This is a genomic window from Tepidibacter thalassicus DSM 15285 (assembly GCF_900129915.1).
GTDB lineage: Bacteria > Bacillota > Clostridia > Peptostreptococcales > Peptostreptococcaceae > Tepidibacter > Tepidibacter thalassicus.
The window spans coordinates 18,405-41,568 of sequence record NZ_FQXH01000014.1; the positions used below are offsets into that span (position 1 = coordinate 18,405).

The window sequence follows — 23,164 nt, forward strand, 5'->3', positions numbered from 1 at the left end:
CGTGCTCCCTTTTTGTACATATAATTAATACTATAAAAGGCAAGGAGAGTGGTTATGTGAGTAAAGTAAAAGTTAAAATAATGAATGAAGAAAGAGAATATAATGTGGGGACTAAATTAATTGATATAAGTAGAGAATATCAGAAGTTTTATAAAAGTCCTATTGTTTTAGGCGTTATAGATAATCAATTGAGAGAATTAAATTATCAGTTAGAAAAAGATTGTAATTTAGAATTTATAGATTTAAGTTGTGAAGATGGAATTAGGACTTACATGAGAAGTTTATCTTTTGTATTTATAAGAGCTTGTGAGGAGATGTTATCTGGTTGTAAAGTAACTGTTGAACATTCTTTGGGAAAAGGATTATACTGTGAAATACATTATGATAGACCTATAAATGAAGTAGATGTAGAAAAAATTCAATCTAGAATGAGAGAAATAATAGAAGAAGATGTACCGTTTGAAAAGAAAAAATTACCTATAGAAGAAGCTATAAAGATATTTGAAAGCTGTGAAAAAGATGCTAAAGTAAATTTATTTAAGTATAAAGAATCAAAAATAGTTAGTATATATAAATGTGGTTGGATTAAAAATTATTTTTATGGATATATGGTTCCATCTACAGGATATTTAAAATTGTTTGATTTAAAGTATTATAAACCTGGAGTTGTAATACTTGGACCTAAAAAAGAACATCCAAATGAAATTTCTAAATTTGAGCCTCAGCCAAAACTTGCAGGAATATATAAAGAAGCAGAAGAGTGGGCAAAAATAATGAAAGTTGATAAAGTTGCTTCTTTAAATGATTTAATAGAAAGAGGAGAATATCCGAGTTTGATAAGAACAGTGGAAGCTCTTCATGAGAAAAAAATATCTCAAATAGCTGATATGATAGTTCAAAACAAAGAAAAAGGAAGACTTATATTAATAGCGGGTCCTTCATCTTCTGGTAAGACTAGTTTTGCTCAAAGATTATCTATACAGCTGAGAGTAAATAAATTAAGTCCTGTTTCAATATCACTTGATGATTATTTTGTAAATAGAGAAGATACACCTAAAGATGAGGATGGAAATTATGATTTTGAGTCTATATATGCAATAGATTTAGAACTTTTTAATGAACATTTAGAAAAATTAATACTGGGTTATGAAATAGAAATACCGTTTTTTAATTTTAAAACGGGAAAAAGAGAATATATAGGGAAAAAATTGAAGGTAACAGAAGAACAGCCTATAATAATAGAGGGAATACATGGGCTTAATGATTTGTTGACAAAATCTATTCCAGATGGAAATAAGTTTAAAATATATGTTAGCGCATTAACTCAACTCAATTTAGATGAACATAATAGGATACCTACAACTGATTTAAGACTTATTAGAAGAATTGTAAGGGATCATCAATTTAGAGGTCATAGTGCTGTAAAAACAATACAGATGTGGCCTTTAGTAAGAAGAGGAGAAGAAAGAAATATATTTCCATATCAAGAAGAAGCTGATGTAATGTTTAATTCAGCTTGTGTTTATGAACTTGCAGTTCTTAAAAAATACGCAGAGCCTTTATTAAAAGAAATAGATAAAAATGTTAAAGAATATAGAGAAGCAAAAAGACTTTTGAAATTTTTACAGTATTTTGTTCCTATAAAAGAAGAAATAGATATTCCACCAACTTCTATATTGAGAGAATTTATAGGTGGAAGTAGATTGCTACACTAAAGAAAAGGGGGCGTTTATTTGAAGGAATTACTACAAGAGATAATAGATAAAAATAGAAAATACACTAAAGAAGGTAATGTAGCTACTTATATTCCAGAACTTAAAAAAGCCAATAGAGATGATTTGGGACTTTGTATAATTGATGTTAATAATAATATTTATGAAGTTGGGGATTGTGAAAAAAAATTTACAATTCAAAGTGTTTCTAAGCCTATAACTCTTGCATTGGCTCTTATGGATAACGGAAAAGATAGAGTGTTTTCTAAAGTTGGAATGGAGCCAAGTGGAGATCCTTTTAATTCTATAATGAAGCTTGAAATTACAAAACCTTCAATACCGTATAATCCAATGATAAATGCTGGGGCCATAGTAATTACATCTATGATTAAAGGAAAAAATAATGATGAAAAATTTGAGAGAATGTTAAATTTTTTTAGAAAGCTTTCGGGAAATAAAAATCTAGATATAAATTATGATGTTTACATGTCTGAAAAACGTACAGGTGATAGAAATAGAGCCATGGCGTATCTCTTAAAAAGTGAAGGGATACTTCAAGGTGACGTAGAAATGGTTTTAGACCTTTATTTTAAACAATGCTCTATTGAAGTTACAGTTAAAGACTTGGCGAAAATAGGATTAAATTTAGCACTTCACGGTATAGACATTACAACTGGAGAGAGATTAATTGATGAGGATATATCGAGAATTATCAAAACTTTTATGGTAACTTGTGGTATGTACGATGCATCTGGGCAATTTGCAATAAATGTTGGAATTCCTTCAAAATCTGGTGTAGGAGGAGGAATAATGGGAACTGTTCCAAATAAAATGGGAATAGGAGTATTTGGACCATCTCTTGATAAAAAAGGTAATAGTATTGCTGGTGTTAAGGTCATGGAAGATTTATCTATAAAATTCGATTTGAGTATTTTTTAAAAGTATTTATATATAAAAAATTTTGACAATTGCAATTTAAAATATTATAATATAAAAAAATAAATAATAGGTACTTTTAACAGTTAATTAAAATATTTAAAAATCCACAAAAACATATTGGTTATTTTATATATTTTTGATTTGATAATATTAGAGTTTGGAGATATTATTTTTAACATATAAGGCAAAATTGCATGGTATTAAAAAACTCGAAGTTATAAATCAAGTAATTACTCTACATTTTCATTATGGAAAATTAGTTGCTTGATTAAAAAAAGAGAGGTGAATAAAAGTACCGTTGGCTTGCGGTATAGCATTGTAGAGATATGCTATTATGTACACTAATATTTGTAAAAATATTGAGTGTATGAATAAAATCTATAATCTTTATTTATAGATTTTATAAAGCTGATGTTATGAAGGATATTTTAGTTTTGAGGGATATAGAAGAAATAAAGGCAATATCTCATCCTTATAGAATAGAAATATTAGAAGCTTTTGGAGATGAGCCTCTTTCGGCAAAACAATTATCTGAATTATTGGGAGAACCTCATGCAAAAATAAATTATCATATAAAAACTTTGCTAAATGCAGGTATATTGGATTTAGTTGAGGAAAAAGTGAAATCCGGAATAATAGAAAAATATTATCTTCCAAAGGCAAAAATGGTAGTCATAGATAAAAGTATATTAAATTCAGGTGTGGATAGTAATGTAGCTCAGACTTTAAATCAAGCATCTATTTCGTTATTTGAAAAAATAAGTGATGATTTTTATAGAGCTGCTGAAAATAATGAAATACAGTCAAAACATGTAAGACATTATAATCAGTATTATTTAACTGAAGATGAATGTAGAGAGCTTATGGATGTATTGGCTGAGAAACTTGGAGAAATTTTAAAAGATAAAGATAAAAGAGATAGAGAAAATGTAAGACCGTATAATATAACTATAATGGGAGTTCCGGATTTAAGAAGAGAGAAAAAAATGAAAAAATAGAGCATCAACAAATTTGTTGATGCTCTATTTTTTGGGTATAATTAAATATATTATAACATTTAAGGAGGGAATTTATGTTAATAATTGGACCGCATATATCAATATCAAAAGGATTTTCGCATGCAGCTAAAACAGCTTTAGACATAGGAGCAAATACTTTTCAATTTTTTACTAGAAATCCTAGAGGGGGAAATGCTAAGAAGTTTGATGAAAAAGATATAGAACAATTTCAGCAAATTAGGAGAGAAAATAATTTTGGAGCATTGCTTGCACATGCACCATATACTATGAATTTAGGGGGAAAAAAAGACGATGTTTATGAATTTGGAAAAAAAATATTTAAAGAAGATATTCAAAGAATGGATATGTTAGGAATTGAATATATGTGTTTTCATCCAGGAAGTCATGTTGGTGGGGGTATAGAATTTGGCATAAATAGAATAGTAAATGCTTTAAATGAAGCGTTAACAGGAAATGAAAAAATAACTATACTTCTTGAAACTATGTCTGGTAAGGGGAGTGAAATAGGATATGAGTTTGAACAATTGAGAGAAATTATAGATAAAGTAGATTATAATGAGAAATTAGGAATATGTTTTGATACATGCCATACATTTTCAGCAGGGTATGATATTGTAAATGATTTAGATGGAGTATTAGAAGAATTTGATAATATAATAGGACTTGATAGATTAAAAGCAGTACATTTTAATGATAGTATGATGCCTTTTAAAAGCAACAAAGATAGGCATGCTGGAATTGGCGAGGGTGAAATAGGACTTGATTCTCTTATTAATTTTATAACTCATCAAAAACTTAAGCATTTACCATTTTTTTTGGAAACTCCTTATGATGAAGAAGGACATAAAAGAGAAATTAAAATGATTAAAGATATTGTAAAGTCTAAATTTTAGTTTGTCATATTTTAATTTTAACGGGGAAATATAAGTATAAAAAATATTTACTTTTTATACTTAGAGGTGCTTGGGTATGAATGCTTTTATAGTGAGTTTAATAACAGGACTTTGCGGTGGAATTGGAGCAATTCCTATAATTTTTTTAAAGAGAATAAATGAAATATTTGAAGATACAATACTTGGATTTGCAGCAGGAGTAATGACATTTGCAGGAGCGTATAGTTTGATACTTCCGTGTATAGAAGATGGTTATGTATTTCAAGCGATTATAGGAATATTGATTGGAGCTTTTTTTATGTATATATTAGAAAAATATATGCCAGATGATAAGGCATCAGGTAATTTCACTTTAGTTTTGGCAAATATAATTCATAATATACCGGAAGGATTTGTTATAGGAGCAGGATATGAAGCACATGGAAAAGGTACGGGAATATTGCTTGCTATAGCTATAGGTATGCAAAACATACCTGAAGGCTTAATTGTATCGAATATACTATTGAAAACTCTAAATTCTAAAATTAAAGCAGTATTATATACTTTTTTAATAGGTTTTGGAGAGCCCATATCAGCAGGTATTGGAATATTAGCACTTGAATATATAAAATATTTAATTCCATTTTCAATGGCTTTTGCGGGAGGTTCTATACTTTATGTTGTATCAAATGAAATGATTCCTAAAAGCCATTGTAGAGGTAATGAGAAAAAAGCAACGTTTGGTTTTATATTGGGTTTTATATTTATGATTTTCTTTAAAAGTATAATAAAGGAATGATTATTTTTCTTTGATTTTATAAGTTATTTCATATTTTGAAGCTTCATAAAGTTCAATTTCAACTCTTGGATTTTCTTTATCTATGTAGTCAAAAAGAAGAACGGGTTTTAATTGTTTATCATTTTTTATTATTCCACTTTTTTCTATTCCATCACATATACTTTTGGGGTAATTATGTAAATCTCCTATTCGCTTATTAGGAAAATAAAGTTTTAAAATTGTTATTATATTGCCTTCTAAAGCTGGTCCTTGATATTGTTTATTTATATATCCTGCTATCATGTTTTCGTATGCTATATATTTTGCGTGTTTTCCTTGTTTAGGCATCCAGGTTTGACCGTGAATATTGCATAGCTTAAAATTAGATTTACTAATAGGTCTTCCTGGTATAGTAATTTTTATCATAAAATCACCTCTTTAGTATTTTATATTGTTTTAGTGATTGTAGTCAAATTATATTTTAGAAAGGAACTGTTTTATGAAGGAAAAACTAAAATATTTTTGTAAAAATCATTTGAATATAGAAAGTGTTGGAATAGCACATATAGGTCCATATAAAGAATTAGAAGAGATATTGAAAGATAGGATAGATAAGGGCTATTATACAGGGCTTGAAGAAAAAGATATAAAAAAAAGAGTAGATCCAAGAATTACTATGGAAAATGTAAAGTCTATTGTTGTCTGTTTATTTCCTTATTTCTCGGGAAATGTAAAAAAATCTAATATATCTAAATATACATATTCTATAGATTATCATATAATTATAAAAAATAAGCTTGAATATATATGTGAATTTTTAAAAAACAATATAGATAATTTTGAATATAAAGTATTTGTAGATAATGGACCTTTGGTTGATAGATATCTTGCTAATATTTCAGGACTTGGTTATTTTGGTATAAATAATAATATAATAACAGAAAAATACGGTTCTTACGTGTGTATAGGGTATATTTTATGTAATTATCCGTTTGAAGCAGATAATCCTATTGATAAAACTTGTATAAAATGTGGATTATGTATAGAAAAATGTCCAGGAGGAGCTATTCTTGGGAATTTTGAAATAAATCCAAATAAATGTCTTTCTTTTATAACTCAAAAAAAAGGAGAATTATCAAAAGAAGAGAAAGAAATGTTTGTTAAAAATCCTTCGGTGTTTGGGTGTGATGTATGTCAAGATGTGTGTCCTCATAATAAGAATGTAGAGTTTACAAATATTGAGGAATTTAAAAGTAATTTAATTTATAATTTGGATTATGATGAAATTAAAAATATATCTAATAGAGAATTTAAAAGAAGATATAATGATAGAGCATTTAGTTGGAGGGGGAAAAGTGTTATATTGAGAAATTTAGAAATTATAAAAGGATAAGATAAACTGTTAAGTCATATGTTATTTTAAATATTTAAAATAACATATGACTTTTTTCGTGTTAATACATATTATGTATTAACACGAAGGGAGGTTTTATAGTATGAAATATAAAACGACTGCTGATATTGAACCTTTAAAAGGAATATTAGGTCAAGAAAAAGCTACATGGGCAATGGAGTTTGGTTTAAAAATAGATGAGTTGGGATATAACATATATATAAGTGGTGAAACAGGTACAGGAAGAACTTCCTATGCTTTAAATATATTAAAAAAATATGCAAAAAATAAGAAAAATCATAAAGATTGGTGTTATGTATATAATTTTGAAAATCCAAGAGAACCAGTTGCTTTATCTTTTGAAATAGGTAAAGGAAAAATATTTAAAAAAGATATAGAAAAATTAGTGGAAAATTTATATGATGAACTGATAAGTGCTTTTGAAAGTGAAGAATATGAAAAGAGAAAAAATAAAATATTAGATGAGTATGAGATGAAAAAAGAGATTTTAATTAAAAAATTGAAAGAATATGGAGAAAAAAGAGGATTTAAGCTTAAATCTAGTAAATTGGGAATAGTATTTGTTCCTAAGAATGAAGATGCAGATACTACTTCTGAAGAGTTTTTAAAGCTAAAAAGAGAATTGGAAAATTTAGCACTGCAGGTAGTATCTAAAATAAAGGAATTAGAAAATATAGCAAAAGATGATTTGTTAAATCTTGAAGAAGAAACTGGAATGTTAGTGATAAATCCTATGATTGATGATTTGATAGAAAAATATGGAGAAGATTACAAGGTAAAGAAATATTTATCTCATTTAAGAGATGATATTTTAGAAAATATGTATTTGTTTTATTTAGATGTAGAAGAACTTAAAAGTTTAAATGAAAAACAAAATCTCAAAAAATACGAGGTGAATTTGTTTATTGACAATGTAGGAAATGGGAACATGGATAGTGCTCCTGTGATTTTAGAGACAAATCCAAGTTATGCTAATTTATTTGGGAAAGTTGAGTATGAAAGTATTAATGGAATGATTAAAACTGATTTTACTAAAATTGTTCCGGGAGCTCTGCATAAAGCTAATGGAGGGTATCTGGTATTATATATAGATCAAGTTTTAAGAAATCCATATTCTTGGGATATGTTAAAAAGATGTATTCAGCTTAAAGAAGTAAAAATTGATACGTTAACTGGAATTAAACCAGAACCTATACCTATAGATATAAAAGTTATTTTAATAGGAAGTCAATACTTGTATAATGTACTATATAGATATGATGAAGAGTTTAATAAATATTTTAAAGTTATTGTAGATTTTGATAGTGAAATGAAAAGAGATGAAAATAATGAATTAGGAGTAGCTAGGTTTATTGCATCTTATTGCAATAGAAATAATTTAAAACATTTTACTTATGATGCTGTTAATGTCGTGTTGAAATACAGTTCAAGACTTGTAGAGAATACTAATAAATTATCTACTAGATTTAACAAAATTGCTGAGATAATAATAGAGTCAAATTTATTTGCAAATATAAGGGATTCTGAATTTGTAGAGGCAGAAGATGTTAAAAAAGCAATTTATGAAAAGTGGAATAGAATTAACAAAATTGAACAAAAAATAGATCAGATGTATAAAACAGGAGAATTATTAATTTCTGTTGAAGGAAAAAAAGTAGGAGTAATAAATGGTTTATCAGTTATAAATATGGGTGAATATTCATTTGGAAGACCTGTTGTTATAACAGCTACAACAAGTCCAGGTAATAAAGGGGTAATAAATATAGAAAGGGAAGCAAAACTCAGTGGGCGTATACATGATAAAGGGGTTTTGATATTGAGTGGATATTTATTGGAAAATTTTTCGAAAGAAAGGCCTGTTTCAATTACTGCAAATATATGTTTTGAACAGAGTTATAGTGGTGTAGATGGAGATAGTGCTTCTGGTGCAGAGTTGTATGCGTTATTATCATCATTAAGTCAAGTTCCTATAAAGCAAAATATAGCTGTTACAGGTTCTATAAATCAAAAGGGAGAAGTTCAGGTTGTTGGAGGAGTAACTCAGAAAGTAGAAGGATTTTATCATATATGTAAATTAAAAGGTTTAAATGGAAAGCAAGGAGTAATTCTTCCTAAAAAAAATCTAGACAATTTGATTTTGCTTGATGAAGTACAAGATGCAATAGACAAAGGTAAATTCCACATATATCCAGTAACTAGAGTGGAAGAAGCCATGGAAATTTTAACAGGTAAATCTTTTGAATATATTTATGATAAAATAATAAGTAGAATTAATAAATTTTATAGAATGTCAAAATAGCCTTAAGGCTATTTTGACATTTTATAAAACCTATTTAGGAGGAATACAATGGAAGTCGATAAAATATTGGATATACTTGAAAAAACTTATCCAGATGCAAAATGTGAATTAAATTATAAAACGCCTTTTGAACTTTTAGTAGCGACAATTTTATCTGCTCAATGTACAGATGTAAGAGTTAATAAAGTAACTGAAAAATTGTTTGCGAAGTTTAATAAACCTGAAGATTTTGCCGATTTAAAAGAGGAAAAATTAGGAGAGATGATAAAAAGTTGTGGGCTTTATAGGAGTAAGTCAGAAAAAATAATCAATTCATCTAAAATTATACTAAATAAATACAGTGGACAAGTTCCAGATACTTTAGAAGAACTTGTTAGTTTGCCGGGAGTAGGAAGAAAAACAGCAAATGTTATTTTGAGTAATGCATTTAATGTTCCAGCAATGGCTGTGGATACGCATGTGTTTAGGGTAAGTAATAGGATTGGAATAGTTAATGGGAAAGATCCTAAAGATACAGAATTCAAGTTAATGAATAAAATACCTAAGCAAAGGTGGTCAAAAGCACATCATTTATTTATATTTCACGGAAGAAGAGTTTGTAAAGCGAGAAATCCTCAATGTAGCATATGTCCTATAAACAGTTATTGTAATTACTATAAAAAATATGGGGAGGAAAATTAATTGAAGAGGAGTATTTTTTTAATTGTTATATCAATGGTATTAATGTTTTTAACAGGAGGACTTTGGTTTACTTATTCATTTACAAATACTGATAAGATATATGAGAATGTTTTTGTAGAGGATATAAATGCTGGTAATTTGTCTAAGCAGGAAGCAGTTGATTTACTCAATTCTAATTATCAAGTTGAAAATATTAATTTAATTAGTAAAGATCAAAAATTTGAGTTAAATCTAAAAGATATAGATTTTAAATTTAATGTCGATGAAGCTGTAGATAGGGCATATGATGTGGGGAGAAGTGAAAATTTTTTAAACAATATAGTTAAAATAATGAGTTTAAGAAATGGAAAAAAAGAGTTTATAAAATTAGAAAGCCAGTACGATGAAAAAAAATTAGATGATTTTTTAGCAAACATAGAAAGTAACATAAATAAAGAACCCAAAAATGCTACTATAATTATAAAAAATAAAATGATAAATATTACAAGAGAAGAAGATGGATATGCTGTAGATGTGGGAAAATTAAAAGAAACGATATTATCTCAGATACAAAGTAATGATTATAAAGATATATTAATACCTATAAAAGAGATACACGCTCAAATAAAGCATGAATATCTCAGTAAAATAGATACTCTTTTGGGGGAATTTTCAACTAAATTTAATTTAGGTAATAAAAATAGAACAGAAAATATAAAACTTGTATCTAAAAAATTAAATGGAATAATATTAAATCCTCAAGAAGAATTTTCTTTTAACACTTTAACTGGGAAAAGGGGATTAGCTCAAGGGTTTAAAATGGCTCCAGTAATTGTTCAGGGACAACTTAAAGAAGGAGTAGCAGGTGGTGTATGTCAGGTGTCTTCAACTTTATATAATGCAGCTTTATATTCTGGAGTTACTATAACAGATAGAAGAAATCATACTATACCATCTTCTTATGTAGAAAAAGGAAGAGATGCTACTGTTGTGTATGGAAGTGTAGACTTTAAATTTAAAAATAATTATGAAAATCCTATATACATAGAAAATATAGTTGTTGGAAATAAAATGATTTCGAGAATATATGGAAATAGTACAGATAAAAAGAATATTAAAGTTGTTACAAATATTACAAAAGTTATACCTAGACAAGTTGAAATAAAAGAAGATCCTACTTTGAAAAAAGGAAAAGAGGAAATAAAAGAAAAAGGAAGAGATGGTTATAAAGTAGAGACGTATAGATTGTATTTAGAAAATGGAAATATAGTAAAAAAAGAGTTAGTATCTAGAAGTTATTATCCGCCGAGAAAAAAAATAATACATAGAGGAATTAAGGATAATGTTAAAGAAACAATAAAAAATGTTGACAATGTCATTGAAGAAGAAAAGGACGAAGGAGATTCTATAGAATCTATTTTATTTGAAAAAAATGAGTAAAAATTAAACAGTTGGTTCTTAAGAATTATATTTTTTTTGACGAAACAGACTATAGGCTTTGTGATATAGTAATAAAAGCCTATAGTTTATTTTTATAAGAGGTGAATGTATTGGATAGAGAATTATATGATAAAAAAGTAAAATGTCCTGTATGTAGAAATGAATTTACAACTAAAAAGGTAAAAACTTCAGCTCTTAGAATATTAAAAAGAGATACAGATTTTTGTGTTCATTATAAAACAGTAAATCCATATTTTTATGGTATATGGGTATGTCCAAAGTGCGGATATGCGGCTTCTGAAAGTAAATTTAATTCAATAAAAATATCACAACAAAGTATTATTAGAGAAAAAGTAACTTCACTTTGGAGAGAAAGAGATTATGGCTTAAAAAGAGATGTTGATACAGCAATAGAGTGTTATAAGTTAGCTTTATATGAAGGAGATATATTAAATTGGGAGAATTCTTATATAGGAGGATTATGTCTTAAATTATCGTGGCTTTATAGATATAAGAAAGAAGAAAAACTTGAAGAAAAATTTCAAAAATTTGCTCTAGATATATTTACATATAGTTTTTCAAAAGAAAGATTTCCTATAGCTGGAATGGATTCGGCATCACTTGCTTATTTAATAGGTGAATTAAATAGAAAATTTAAAAATTATGAGCAATCAATAAAGTGGTTTCAGATGGCTTTAAAAGATCCTAATATAAAAAGGAAAAGATTTTTGGAGAATATGGTTAGAGAACAATGGATGTTGACAACAGAAGAATATAAAAAAATTAAGAAAGAAAAAGTAGAAATTGAAAATGAGGTAAAAGAAGAAAAAAAGGAGAGCAAAAATAATGAGCAAGATAATATTAGTAACAGGGGGAGCAAGATCAGGAAAAAGTTCTTTTTCAGAAAAATTATGCAAAATTAAAAAAGGTAAAGTAGCTTATATAGCAACTTCTATACCTTTTGATGAAGAAATGAAAGATAGGGTAAAAAAACATAGGGAATCTAGGCCTAAAAATTGGACTACTTATGAGATGTATAAAGATATTCATAGGTATATAAGTGAAATATCAAAGTTGAATGATATTGCATTATTAGATTGTGTAACATTATTAGTTAATAATTTAATGTTTGAATTTGATATTGATTGGGATAATTGTTTAAGAGAAAAAATAGATACTGTAGAAAATTACATACAAAATCAAATAGATAAATTAATAAAAGAAATAAGAAACACAGATATGTATTTTGTATTTGTAACAAATGAACTAGGCATGGGTATAGTTCCTGAAAATAGATTGTCTAGAATTTATAGAGATATAGTTGGAAGAGTTAATCAGAAAATAGCTAGTTTAAGCGATGAAGTGTATTTAGTAGTTAGTGGTATACCGTTTAAGATTAAGGGGTAGATTGTATGGGTAAGTTTGGAGAAAATATATTTATGTTAATAGTAGGTATTGTTAGTACGTTTTCTTTGTTTCGTGAAATTAAAAATAATAAGAGATTTTTGGGGATATTAACTTTTTTGACTAGAATACCTATTAAAGTTAATTTGGGATTTGATGAAGATTTTCATAAAGGATTGATTTATTTTCCTAGTGTTGGATTTATATTAGGAGTATTGTATTGTATTATTACATATATTAGTGTTAAGGTTTTTGGATATTATATAGGATCTGTAATTTTTTTAATATTTCAATGCATTCTCACAGGAGGACTTCATCTAGATGGAGTTGGAGATACATTTGATGGAATTTATAGTTATAGAGATAAAGAAAAAATACTTGAGATAATGAAAGATTCAAGGCTTGGAACTAATGGCCTTTTAGCCATTTTATTTTTAGTGCTTTTGAAATTAGGATTTGTATTTAGTTCTATATCTAAAAATGTGTATTATCCATTAATATTAGCGCCTGTATTTGGAAGGTTAGCTATAGTGTTTGCTTGTTACAATAATAAAAGTCCAAGGAAAAATGGAATGGGAAATATTTTTATAAATAAAGTTACACAATCTCAAATAATTAGTGTTATAGTGAGTACTTTAGGAATTGTAATAGTTACATTATTTTTAAATTTATCAATAGGTTTTATAGATATATTACATGGTGGTTTGATAGTATATAATAGTGTTTTTATAATTGTATTATTTATATATGTTAGGTTGTATACAAAATATATAAGTAATATTATAGGCGGAATAACAGGGGATATACTTGGGTGTATATGTGAGTTTTCAGAATTGTTATATTTGATATATGTGGGGGGTATAAATGGTTAAGTTTATATTTGTAAGGCATGGAACTACTGTAGATAATGAAAATATGAGACTTGCAGGGTTTATTGATAGTAAATTGAGCGATATCGGAAAGGAGCAAGTAAAAAAAACGTCTATTAGGCTTAGAGATGAAAAAATAGACTGTATATACTCTAGTCCATTATCAAGAGCAGTTGAAACTGCAAGAGAAATAGCTAATTTAAAAAATTTAGAAATTAAAATTTGTGATAATTTTAGAGAAATGAATTTTGGTGATTTTGATGGATTGACGTTTAAAGAAATACAAGATAGTTATGAAGATGAATTTAACAAATTAAAAAAATATAGATTTAAATATAGATTTCCAAATGGAGAAAATATGATAGAATTTCATAGTAGGGTATCTAATGAAATTGATAATATAATAAAAAAACATGATAAGCAAACAATATTAATAGTGGCTCATTCTGGAGTTATAAGATCTTCACTTTCTCATCTTTTATCAAAAGATCATATATATCATTGGAATTTTAAAGTTGATAATTGTAGCATTACAATTGTAGAAGTTATAGATAGTTTTGCTATAATACATAGTTTAAATAATATTGAACATTTGAGGTGATAAAATGAAATATAGGTTGATAGTTACAGATATGGATGGAACTTTATTAAGTGATCATAAGGAAATTAGCGAGGAAAACAAGAAGGCTTTAAAAAAAGCACAAGATATGGGTATAAATGTAGCTATAGCTACTGGTAGAATATATACATCTGCAAAATATTACGCAAATCTTCTTGGACTTAATACTCCAATTATAGCTTGTAATGGAGCAATAATAAGAGAAGAAAAGACAGGAAAAACAATATATGAAAATATTATTACACGTGAGGATTCTTTGAAGATTTTTGATGTATGTAGTAGGTATGATATTTATTATCATTTTTATAATGACAGTGGATTTTACTGTAAAGAGTTAAATTATTCTTCATTAGAATATTCTAAATGGAATGAATCTCAACCTAAAGAAGATAGACTTAATATACAGGTGATGGATAATCCTTTAGAAACCATAAAAAATACAGATGATATATTAAAATTTGTGATAATAGATGATGATTTGGAGAAATTAGATGAAGTTATGGAAGAACTAAAAAAAATAGATACTGTAGAAGTTAGCAAGTCTTGGTATAATAATATAGAAATTATGAATAAAGGAGTAAATAAGGGGCTTGCTGTAAAAAGATTGGCTGAGTATTTTGGAATAAAAAAAGAAGAAATAATAACTTTTGGAGATAATTTCAATGATTTAAGCATGATTGAGTATGCTGGAATGGGTGTTGCCATGGGAAATGCTGAAGATATAGTGAAAGAAAAAGCTAATTTTATAACTTCTTCCAACAAAGAAAGTGGAGTAGCAAAGGCTTTAAAAGAAATTTTAGGCATTTAATAGGAGAAATTATGAAAGAGGTAGTTATAAAAAAGTGTGAAGATTATAAATATGAGAATGTAAAAAGTTCTCTTAAATGTTTATTAAAAGAACTTGGAGGACTTGAAAAATATATAAAACCGGGAAGTAAAGTTTTAATAAAAATGAATTTGCTTATGAAAAAAAGACCAGAGGAAGCTACAACCACGCATCCTATGCTTTTAAAAGTATTATCGGAAGAGTTGTTAAAATTAAATTGTAAAGTAGTAGTAGGGGATAGTCCAGGAGGAGTATACAATGAGAGGATATTAAGGTCTATTTATAAAGTTTCTGGAGTTGAAGATGTGGCAAATGAGCTTGATATAGAGTTAAATTATGATACAGATGAAGTAAAGGTTTATAATCCAAAAGGAAAACTTGTGAAATATCTTACTGTTATAAAACCTATTGAAGATGTGGATCATGTTATATCTTTATGTAAGCTGAAAACTCATGTAATGGCTACTTTTACAGGAGGGGTTAAAAATTTATTTGGAGTAATACCAGGGCTTTTAAAGGCTGAATATCATTTTAAAATGCCTGAGGTTAGAGATTTTACAGATTTATTAGTTGATATATGTGAATATGTAAATCCATCTCTTACTATAATGGATGGAATTGTTGGAATGGAAGGAGAAGGACCTTCTGCTGGAAAACCAAGAAAGATTGGAGTGATTTTAGGATCATCTAGTCCATATGCGCTTGATGTTGTAGCGTGCAATATTATTAATTTAAATCCAAACGATGTTCCGACTATTCAAAGAAGTATAGAAAGGGGAATTTTGGAAGAAGATTTTTCTGATATAATGATAAAAGGTGAAAATATAGAAGATTTTATTATAAAGGATTATAAGATACCAAGAACTCAAAGTATAGATTTTTTAGAAGGAAGAGTTCCAAAATTTTTACAGAAGTATTTAAATATGCTATTTAAGCCAAAACCTATTTTTATGTATAAAAAATGTGTAGGTTGTGGGGAATGTGAGAGAGTATGTCCACCAAAAGCTATAAATATGAAAAATAATAGGCCTTATGTCAACTTAGATAAATGTATAAGGTGTTTTTGTTGCCATGAACTTTGCCCTAAAAAAGCTGTGGAGATAAAAAAGCCGTTATTTTTTAAATATTTTAGATAAAGGAGTGTTTTTTATGCCAATAAATATAGTTTTAGTAGAACCGGAAATACCTCAAAATACAGGAAATATAATAAGAACTTGTGCTGCAACTGGAGCTAAACTTCATTTAGTTCGACCACTTGGTTTTTCTATGGATGATAAATATTTAAAAAGAGCTGGTCTTGATTATTGGGATTTGGTAGAAATTAATTATTACGATAGCTTTGAAGAAGTAAGAGAAAAATATAAAAATTCTCTTTTTTATTATGCGACAACAAAAGTAAATCAAAATCATAGTGATGTAAAGTATGAAGAAAATTGTTTTATAGTATTTGGTAAGGAAACTAAAGGGCTTCCAGAAGAGTTAATTAAAGAGAATAAAGAAAATTGTGTAAGAGTGCCTATGAGAGATATAGAAAGAGCTAGATCTTTGAATTTATCTAATTCTGTTGCGATTATTCTTTATGAAGCTTTAAGACAAATTGGTTATCCTGGTATGAGATAGGAGGTAGTATATGGTAAAGATAGTAACAGATAGTGTGTCTGATTTGCCAAAAGAGTATATTGAAAAATACAATATAAATGTTATTCCTTTGAAAATTATATTTGGAGAAGAAATGTATAAAGATAGAGTTGATATAACTCCAGAAAAAGTTTTAGAAAGGATAGAAAAAAATAATGAATTTCCTAAAACATCTCAAATAACTCCTTTTGAATTTGTAGAAGTTTTTGATGATCTTACTAAAGATGGAGATGAAGTGTTAGCTATTTTAATGTCCTCTAAAATGAGTGGGACATATAATTCAGCATTAATAGCTAAAAATGAATTAAGTGATAGAAATATAGAAGTTGTAGATTCAAAGGCTATAACGTTGGGATATGGACTTATAGTAATAGAAGCAGCTAAGATGGCTAAAGAAGGGAAGTCTTTAGATGAAATAAAAAAAAGAGCTGAAGAAATGGTCGATAAAATGGAGTATCTGATGGTAGTTGATAGTTTAGAATATGCCTACAAAGGTGGTAGAATAAGTAAAACTCAATATGTGCTTTCTAATTTCTTAAATATTAAACCTATAGTTACGTTAAAAGATGGAGAAATGGTAGTAAAAAATAAGGTTAGAGGAAGGAAAAAGGTTTTAAGATGGATAATAGAGTATTTAGAGAGTAATAATATAAATCTAGATGATAAAGTAATAGGAATTAATCATGTTAATGATATAGAGTATTTAGAAAAACTTAAAAGTATGTTAGTTGAAAAATTTAATCCAAAGGAAATAGTTATTTCTGATGTTGGATGTACTGTAGCTGTTTATTCTGGTCTTAGTGCAATTGCTCTTTATTTTGAAAGGGAGGATTAAAATGGATATAAAAATAATAACGGATAGTTTATCGGATATACCTTTAAATATCATAAGTGAATATGATATTGAAGTGATTCCTCTTACAATTATATTTGAAGATGGAGAATATAAAGATGGAGTAGATTTATCTAATGAGGAGTTTTATGAAAAATTAAAAAATAGTAGTTCTATTCCAAAAACATCTCAAGTAACTCCGTTACAATTTGAAAGTATATTTAAAAATTATTTAAATGAAAATAAGAAAATTTTATACATATCTGGTTCGTCAAAAGCTACAGGTACATATCAATCTTCTATTTTAGCTAAGAATATATTAGGTAGTGATGATATATATATTTTTGATACCATGGCATTATCTTTTGGATGTGGAATGCTTGTAGTAGAAGCTGCTAAAATGGCAAGACAAGGTAAGGAAATAGATGAAATTTTGCGAAAATTAGAATATATGAGAGATAAAGTTGATCATATATTTACTGTAGATACTTTAGAGTATTTACAAAAAGGAGGAAGGATATCTTCAACTAAAGCGGCTATAGGAACAATACTTAATATAAAGCCTATACTTACTGTAGAAGAAGGGCTTGTTTCTCAACTTGATCAAGTTAGAGGAAAGAAAAAGGTTGTTTCAAAAATGATAGAACTTGCGAAAGAAAGAGGCAATAATTTATCTGATCAAGTTATAGTAATTAGCCATGCTAATAATGAAGAACTTTTATTAAAGCTTAAAGAAGCTGTAGAGGTGGAATTAAAGCCAAAAGATATAATTATAAGTACCATTGGAGCAACTATAGGTACTCATGCAGGTCCAGGTACGGTTGCTATGTTTTATTTGAGGTAGAAAAAAGTCCTATATTGTTTGCAATATAGGACTTCACAATATACTGATATTTAAGGGGGATAAAAATGGCGAAAGTATATTATACTGATTTTCACTCACATTCTGAGAGTACTAATATACCTAGTAAAATAAAAAAGTTATTTGATAAAGCTGAATTTAGGAAATTGATAAATGAAAAAGATCAAGTGGCAATAAAACTTCATTTTGGAGAAAGGGGAAATACTACATATATTCACCCGGTATTTGTAAGACAAATTGTAGATAAGGTTAAAGAAGTGGGAGGTAAACCGTTTTTAACAGATACAAATACTTTGTATTCTGGTTCTAGAACTAATTCTGTTGATCATTTAGTTACAGCAATAGAAAATGGGTTTTCATATTCTGTAGTCAATGCACCGATAATAATTGCTGATGGTTTGTATAGTAAAAATGTTGTAGATGTTGAAATAAATAAAAAGTATTTTGACAAGGTTAAAATAGCAGGAGATATATATAATTCATCTTCTATGATAGTAATAAGTCATTTTAAAGGACATGGAATGGCAGGATTTGGTGGTGCTCTTAAAAATTTAGCAATGGGGTGTGCAACGGCTTCAGGAAAGCAAATGCAACATTCTGACATAAAGCCAAATGTAAAAGAATATAAATGTATTGGATGTAGAAAATGTGAAAAGACATGTCCAGTTTTTGCTATTAAAATAGAAAATAAAAAAGCGAAAATAAATCATGATATTTGTTATGGGTGTGCAGAATGTACTACGGTATGTCCTGTTAGAGCTATAAGTGTAAATTGGGAAACTGATAAAGATATATTTATAGAGAAGATGGCAGAATTTGCTTATGGATCAGTTTTAAATAAAAAAGGAAAAGTAGGGTATATAAATTTTGTTATGAACATAACACCTCTTTGTGATTGTGTGCCATGGTCAGGAGCTCCTATTGCAAATGATGTAGGTATACTTTTTTCAACTGATCCTGTAGCAATAGATAAAGCGTCTTATGATTTAATAGAAAAGTTATCGGGAAAAGATGTATTTAAGGAATTATATCCAGATATAAATGGGAAAAGAATTATCGAATATGCTCAAGAATTAGGGTTGGGAAATGCTGAATACGAATTAATTAAGTTATAATTTAAAGGAAATTATAATAGTAAATAATTGTCGGAAATTTACGAGCGTAATTTATTGATAAATATATAACTTTTTTTTATAATTAAATTAAGAGATATAGGAAAAAATAATATTTACTGGAAGAAGGATGTAGGAGAGAGCTAAATGCCGCCGAAGGGACAAGTTTTATTCTTACCTAGAGAATAAAATGAAATTCTCAGGCAAAAGGACTATATCTGGACAGATCTCTGGAAAAAACAGAGAAAGTACAACCTTAGGGTATAACTTCTCTGTTTTTTATATTTATTAGGAAATTGATGTGTGGGAGGCTATTAATATTAATGAAAATAATCACAAATAATCCATTAGTATTAAAATGGTTTAAAGAAAAATTTACAGTAGAGTATATAGAGTGTGATTATATGGGGATATTGATAAAATGTAGAGATTATATACATAAAAATTATAAACTATTAACTCATCCTCTATCAGGAAGTGTAAAGCCCAATGAAACACCTTATAAATCAATACTTTTAATTGAAAACGATATTTTGGATTTAGATTCTTTACTTTTAATAGAAAAAGCAATAGATACCACTAAAAAATTTAATAATAATTTTAAAACTCCTAATTGGAATGAAAATATACTTAACGATTTTCAAATAATAGATTTTGATTTATTAAATAATGCTGTTCAAAATATAAATTTTGTTAGATAATAGGGTATGGGGGTATATTGATAAAAAAAGGAGTGGTATTATGGAGAATATTTATGATTTAATAGTAATAGGAGCAGGACCTGCAGGGCTTTCAGCTGGACTTTATGGAGCTAGAGCTAAGATGAAGACTTTAATTATAGAAAAAGATAAAACTGGAGGGCAAATAGTAACAACAGAAGAAGTTGCAAATTATCCAGGTTCTATTCGAAATGCTACGGGACCAAGTCTTATAGCAAGAATGGTAGAACAATGTGAAGAATTTGGAGCAGAGAAAATAAAAGACAATATAGTAGAAATTAATTTAGATGATAAAATAAAAGTGTTAAAAGGAGAAAAAGGAGAATACAGAACAAAAGCTGTAATAATAGCTACAGGAGCTAGTCCAAGAAAACTCAATGTTCCAGGAGAAAAAGAGTTCACAGGAAAAGGAGTATCTTATTGTGCTACTTGTGATGGGGATTTCTTTACGGATTTTGAAGTTTTTGTAATAGGCGGTGGGGATACTGCTGTTGAAGAAGCTATGTTTTTAACTAAATTTGCAAGAAAAGTAACTGTGGTACATAGAAGAGATAAATTAAGAGCTGCGAAGTCTATACAAGAAAAGGCATTTAAAAATTCGAAAATAGAATTTATGTATAATACAGTAGTGAAAGAATTAAAAGGAGATGGAATATTAGAATCGATAATATTTGAAAACAAGGAAACAGGAGAAGTTTGGGAATATAGAGCTGATGAAGAAGATGGAACTATGGGTGTATTTATATTTGTAGGATATATACCTCAAACCGATTTATTTAAAGAAAAATTAGATATGGATGATAGAGGTTATTTAATTACAGATAGTGAAATGAGAACTAATATACCTGGAGTATTTGCAGCTGGAGACTGTAGACAGAAAGTTTTAAGACAGGTTGTTACTGCCACTGCTGATGGAGCTATAGCATCAATAATGGCAGAAAAATATATAAATGAAAATTTTGAAGAATAAGGAGGATTAAAATGTTATCACTTGATAAGAATATTTTTGAAGAAGAAGTTTTAAAAGCAGAAGGATATGTTTTAGTTGATTTTTGGAGTGAAGGATGTGAACCTTGTAAAGCTTTAATGCCAGATATTGAAGAACTGTCAAAAGTTTATGGTGATAAAATTAAATTTTGCAAATTAGATACTGCAAAGGCGAGAAGACTTGCTATAAAACAAAAAGTTTTAGGTCTTCCTACTATTGCTATTTATAAAGATGGTGAAAAAATAGATGAAGTTACAAAAGATGATGCTAATAAGGCAAATGTAGAGAATATGATTAAAAAGTATATTTAGTTTTTTAAGCTTAGGATTAATATTAATCCTAAGCTTTTAAATAAAAGGGGAGGTGACATTATGCGTTTAGAAATTGGAAATATCTTTATTAAAGATGTACAATTTGCATCTGAAACTAAAGTTGAAGGTGGAATTTTGTACGTAAATAAAGATGAAATGATTAAAGAAATCAGTGGGGATGAGCACATAAAGTCAATAGAAATAGAAATTGCTCGTCCAGGTGAGAGTATAAGAATAACTCCAGTAAAAGATGTTATAGAACCAAGAGTTAAAGTTGAAGGACCAGGAGGTATATTTCCAGGAGTACTTTCAAAAGTAGATACTGTGGGAAGTGGCAAAACGCATGTTCTTAAAGGGGTTGCAGTAGTTACAACAGGAAGAATAGTAGGTTTTCAAGAAGGTATAATTGATATGACAGGACCTGGAGCTGAATACACTCCATTTTCAAAATTGTTAAATATAGTTGTTAAAGCTGAACCGGTAGATGGTTTGAAGCAACATGAACATGAAAAAGTTGTGAGAATGGTGGGGCTTAAAGCTGCAAAATATTTAGGTGAAGTAGCTAGAAATATTACTCCAGATGAAGTTAAGGTTTATGAAACTGAACCTTTGCTTGAATCAATTAAAAAATATCCTGATTTACCAAAAGTAGGATATGTCTATATGCTTCAAACTCAAGGATTATTGCATGACACATACGTTTATGGAGTAGATGCAAAGAAAATAGTACCGACAATACTTTATCCGACAGAGATAATGGATGGAGCAGTGATTAGTGGTAACTGCGTTTCTGCTTGTGATAAAAATCCTACTTATGTTCATTTGAATAATTCTATAATTGAAGATTTGTATGAAAAGCATGGTAAGGAATTAAATTTTGTGGGAGTTATTATAACAAATGAAAACGTTTACTTAGCTGATAAGGAGAGATCATCAAATTGGACAGCAAAATTATGTAAATATTTAGGATTAGATGGTGTAATAATATCTCAAGAAGGATTTGGTAATCCAGATACAGACCTTATAATGAATTGTAAAAAAATAGAAAATGAAGGGGTTAAGACAGTTATAGTTACAGATGAATATGCAGGCAGAGATGGCGCATCTCAATCTTTAGCAGATGCAGATTTAAAAGCTGATGCAGTTGTTACAGCAGGAAATGCCAATGAAGTTATAGTTTTACCTCCTATGGAAAAGGTTATAGGGCATGTTGAATTTGTAGATAAAATAGCTGGTGGATTTGATGGAAGTCTTAGAAAAGATGGAAGTATAGAGGTTGAAATTCAAGCTATTACAGGAGCTACAAATGAAACTGGATTTGGATATTTGAGTGCTAAAGGATATTAAATATAAATAGGAAGGAATGATATTATGGGATTATTTGATGGCAAAAAAGTTATTGTAATTGGAGACCGTGATGGTATTCCAGGACCTGCTATAGAAGAATGTTTAAAATCAACAGAAGCTGAAGTTATTTTTTCATCAACAGAGTGTTTTGTCTGAACTGCTGCAGGCGCTATGGACCTAGAAAATCAACAAAGAGTTAAAGATGCTGCTGAGAAATATGGAGCAGAAAATATTGTAGTTGTTCTAGGTGCCGCTGAAGCTGAAGCTGCAGGTCTTGCAGCAGAAACAGTAACTGCAGGAGATCCAACATTTGCAGGACCACTTGCAGGTGTAGAACTCGGGCTTAGAGTTTATCATGCAGTTGAACCAGAATTTAAAGCTGAAGTAGATGAATCTGTATATGAAGACCAAATAGGAATGATGGAAATGGTACTTGATGTAGATGAAATAATTGAAGAAATGAAGAATATGAGAGAGCAGTTTTGTAAATTTAATGATTAATTA

25 protein-coding genes and 1 riboswitch are annotated in these 23,164 nt (G+C 28.3%); of the genes, 24 read left to right on the forward strand and 1 reads right to left on the reverse strand.

Annotation, left to right across the window (positions count from 1 at the left end; genetic code table 11):
- Nucleotides 1-56: 56 nt before the first annotated feature.
- From BUA19_RS07085 to BUA19_RS07105, 5 genes are all read left to right on the forward strand, one after another.
- The gene (locus BUA19_RS07085) at nt 57-1,715 is read left to right on the forward strand and encodes a nucleoside kinase (RefSeq protein ID WP_242939259.1); all 1,659 of its coding nucleotides are present in this window, start codon (nt 57-59) and stop codon (nt 1,713-1,715) included.
- 18 nt (nt 1,716-1,733) lie between these two features.
- Nucleotides 1,734-2,651: a glutaminase A gene (glsA, locus tag BUA19_RS07090; RefSeq protein WP_072725119.1), complete on the forward strand. Its 918-nt coding sequence runs from the start codon at nt 1,734-1,736 to the stop codon at nt 2,649-2,651.
- Nucleotides 2,652-3,067: 416 nt separating this feature from the next.
- Entirely contained in the window at nt 3,068-3,649 is a 582-nt protein-coding gene (locus tag BUA19_RS07095; RefSeq protein WP_072725121.1) for a winged helix-turn-helix domain-containing protein, read from the forward strand.
- Nucleotides 3,650-3,723: 74 nt separating this feature from the next.
- Entirely contained in the window at nt 3,724-4,563 is an 840-nt protein-coding gene (locus BUA19_RS07100) for a deoxyribonuclease IV (protein WP_072725123.1), read from the forward strand.
- A gap of 76 nt (nt 4,564-4,639) precedes the next feature.
- Nucleotides 4,640-5,341: a ZIP family metal transporter gene (locus BUA19_RS07105; protein WP_072725124.1), complete on the forward strand. Its 702-nt coding sequence runs from the start codon at nt 4,640-4,642 to the stop codon at nt 5,339-5,341.
- Here the strand turns inward: BUA19_RS07105 and BUA19_RS07110 are convergent, their stop codons facing one another.
- The gene (locus BUA19_RS07110) at nt 5,342-5,746 is read right to left on the reverse strand and encodes a RusA family crossover junction endodeoxyribonuclease (RefSeq protein ID WP_072725126.1); all 405 of its coding nucleotides are present in this window, start codon (nt 5,744-5,746) and stop codon (nt 5,342-5,344) included.
- 73 nt (nt 5,747-5,819) lie between these two features.
- Between BUA19_RS07110 and queG the strand changes: the two genes are divergently transcribed.
- The 19 genes from queG to grdA all read left to right on the forward strand — a co-directional run bounded on the left by queG (nt 5,820) and on the right by grdA (nt 23,161).
- Nucleotides 5,820-6,713 (forward strand): tRNA epoxyqueuosine(34) reductase QueG, encoded by an 894-nt coding sequence (gene queG / locus BUA19_RS07115; protein WP_072725128.1) that lies wholly within the window; start codon nt 5,820-5,822, stop codon nt 6,711-6,713.
- A 103-nt stretch (nt 6,714-6,816) separates the two neighbouring features.
- Complete coding sequence (locus BUA19_RS07120) at nt 6,817-9,033, forward strand: Lon protease family protein (protein ID WP_072725129.1); 2,217 nt, start codon at nt 6,817-6,819, stop codon at nt 9,031-9,033.
- 48 nt (nt 9,034-9,081) lie between these two features.
- Entirely contained in the window at nt 9,082-9,714 is a 633-nt protein-coding gene (gene nth, locus BUA19_RS07125; RefSeq protein ID WP_072725131.1) for an endonuclease III, read from the forward strand.
- A complete protein-coding gene (locus tag BUA19_RS07130) occupies nt 9,715-11,133 on the forward strand; it encodes a VanW family protein (protein ID WP_072725133.1) in 1,419 nt (472 codons plus the stop codon).
- A 110-nt stretch (nt 11,134-11,243) separates the two neighbouring features.
- Nucleotides 11,244-12,056: a DUF2225 domain-containing protein gene (locus tag BUA19_RS07135; RefSeq protein ID WP_072725134.1), complete on the forward strand. Its 813-nt coding sequence runs from the start codon at nt 11,244-11,246 to the stop codon at nt 12,054-12,056.
- The gene (cobU, locus tag BUA19_RS07140; RefSeq protein WP_072725135.1) at nt 11,980-12,540 is read left to right on the forward strand and encodes a bifunctional adenosylcobinamide kinase/adenosylcobinamide-phosphate guanylyltransferase; all 561 of its coding nucleotides are present in this window, start codon (nt 11,980-11,982) and stop codon (nt 12,538-12,540) included. The genes BUA19_RS07135 and cobU overlap by 77 nt, the downstream gene beginning before the upstream one ends.
- Before the next feature lie 5 nt (nt 12,541-12,545).
- A complete protein-coding gene (gene cobS, locus BUA19_RS07145) occupies nt 12,546-13,409 on the forward strand; it encodes an adenosylcobinamide-GDP ribazoletransferase (RefSeq protein WP_242939260.1) in 864 nt (287 codons plus the stop codon).
- Nucleotides 13,402-14,007, forward strand: a complete 606-nt coding sequence (locus BUA19_RS07150; RefSeq protein ID WP_072725136.1) for a histidine phosphatase family protein — start codon at nt 13,402-13,404, stop codon at nt 14,005-14,007. Before cobS ends, BUA19_RS07150 begins: the two co-directional genes overlap by 8 nt.
- Nucleotides 14,008-14,011: 4 nt before the next feature.
- On the forward strand, nt 14,012-14,833 hold the full coding sequence (locus tag BUA19_RS07155; protein WP_072725137.1) for a Cof-type HAD-IIB family hydrolase: 822 nt from the start codon (nt 14,012-14,014) through the stop codon (nt 14,831-14,833).
- Between the two features lie 11 nt (nt 14,834-14,844).
- Complete coding sequence (locus BUA19_RS07160; RefSeq protein ID WP_072725138.1) at nt 14,845-15,987, forward strand: DUF362 domain-containing protein; 1,143 nt, start codon at nt 14,845-14,847, stop codon at nt 15,985-15,987.
- Between the two features lie 13 nt (nt 15,988-16,000).
- Nucleotides 16,001-16,471 (forward strand): tRNA (uridine(34)/cytosine(34)/5-carboxymethylaminomethyluridine(34)-2'-O)-methyltransferase TrmL, encoded by a 471-nt coding sequence (trmL, locus tag BUA19_RS07165; protein WP_072725139.1) that lies wholly within the window; start codon nt 16,001-16,003, stop codon nt 16,469-16,471.
- Nucleotides 16,472-16,481: 10 nt separating this feature from the next.
- Nucleotides 16,482-17,324 (forward strand): DegV family protein, encoded by an 843-nt coding sequence (locus tag BUA19_RS07170; RefSeq protein ID WP_072725141.1) that lies wholly within the window; start codon nt 16,482-16,484, stop codon nt 17,322-17,324.
- A gap of 1 nt (nt 17,325) precedes the next feature.
- A complete protein-coding gene (locus BUA19_RS07175; RefSeq protein WP_072725143.1) occupies nt 17,326-18,165 on the forward strand; it encodes a DegV family protein in 840 nt (279 codons plus the stop codon).
- A gap of 65 nt (nt 18,166-18,230) precedes the next feature.
- A complete protein-coding gene (locus BUA19_RS07180; RefSeq protein ID WP_072725145.1) occupies nt 18,231-19,298 on the forward strand; it encodes a DUF362 domain-containing protein in 1,068 nt (355 codons plus the stop codon).
- 120 nt (nt 19,299-19,418) lie between these two features.
- A riboswitch (glycine riboswitch) is annotated at nt 19,419-19,520 on the forward strand.
- Nucleotides 19,521-19,618: 98 nt separating this feature from the next.
- Nucleotides 19,619-19,996, forward strand: a complete 378-nt coding sequence (locus tag BUA19_RS07185; protein ID WP_072725147.1) for a GrdX family protein — start codon at nt 19,619-19,621, stop codon at nt 19,994-19,996.
- Nucleotides 19,997-20,036: 40 nt separating this feature from the next.
- Nucleotides 20,037-20,984 carry a thioredoxin-disulfide reductase gene (trxB, locus tag BUA19_RS07190; RefSeq protein WP_072725149.1) on the forward strand — a complete coding sequence of 316 codons (948 nt, stop codon included), beginning with the start codon at nt 20,037-20,039 and terminating at the stop codon, nt 20,982-20,984.
- An 11-nt stretch (nt 20,985-20,995) separates the two neighbouring features.
- Nucleotides 20,996-21,313 (forward strand): thioredoxin TrxA, encoded by a 318-nt coding sequence (gene trxA, locus BUA19_RS07195; RefSeq protein WP_072725151.1) that lies wholly within the window; start codon nt 20,996-20,998, stop codon nt 21,311-21,313.
- A gap of 60 nt (nt 21,314-21,373) precedes the next feature.
- Nucleotides 21,374-22,660 carry a glycine/sarcosine/betaine reductase component B subunit gene (locus tag BUA19_RS07200; protein ID WP_072725153.1) on the forward strand — a complete coding sequence of 429 codons (1,287 nt, stop codon included), beginning with the start codon at nt 21,374-21,376 and terminating at the stop codon, nt 22,658-22,660.
- Nucleotides 22,661-22,684: 24 nt separating this feature from the next.
- Entirely contained in the window at nt 22,685-23,161 is a 477-nt protein-coding gene (grdA, locus tag BUA19_RS07210) for a glycine/sarcosine/betaine reductase complex selenoprotein A (protein ID WP_084601985.1), read from the forward strand.
- Nucleotides 23,162-23,164 lie beyond the last annotated feature (3 nt).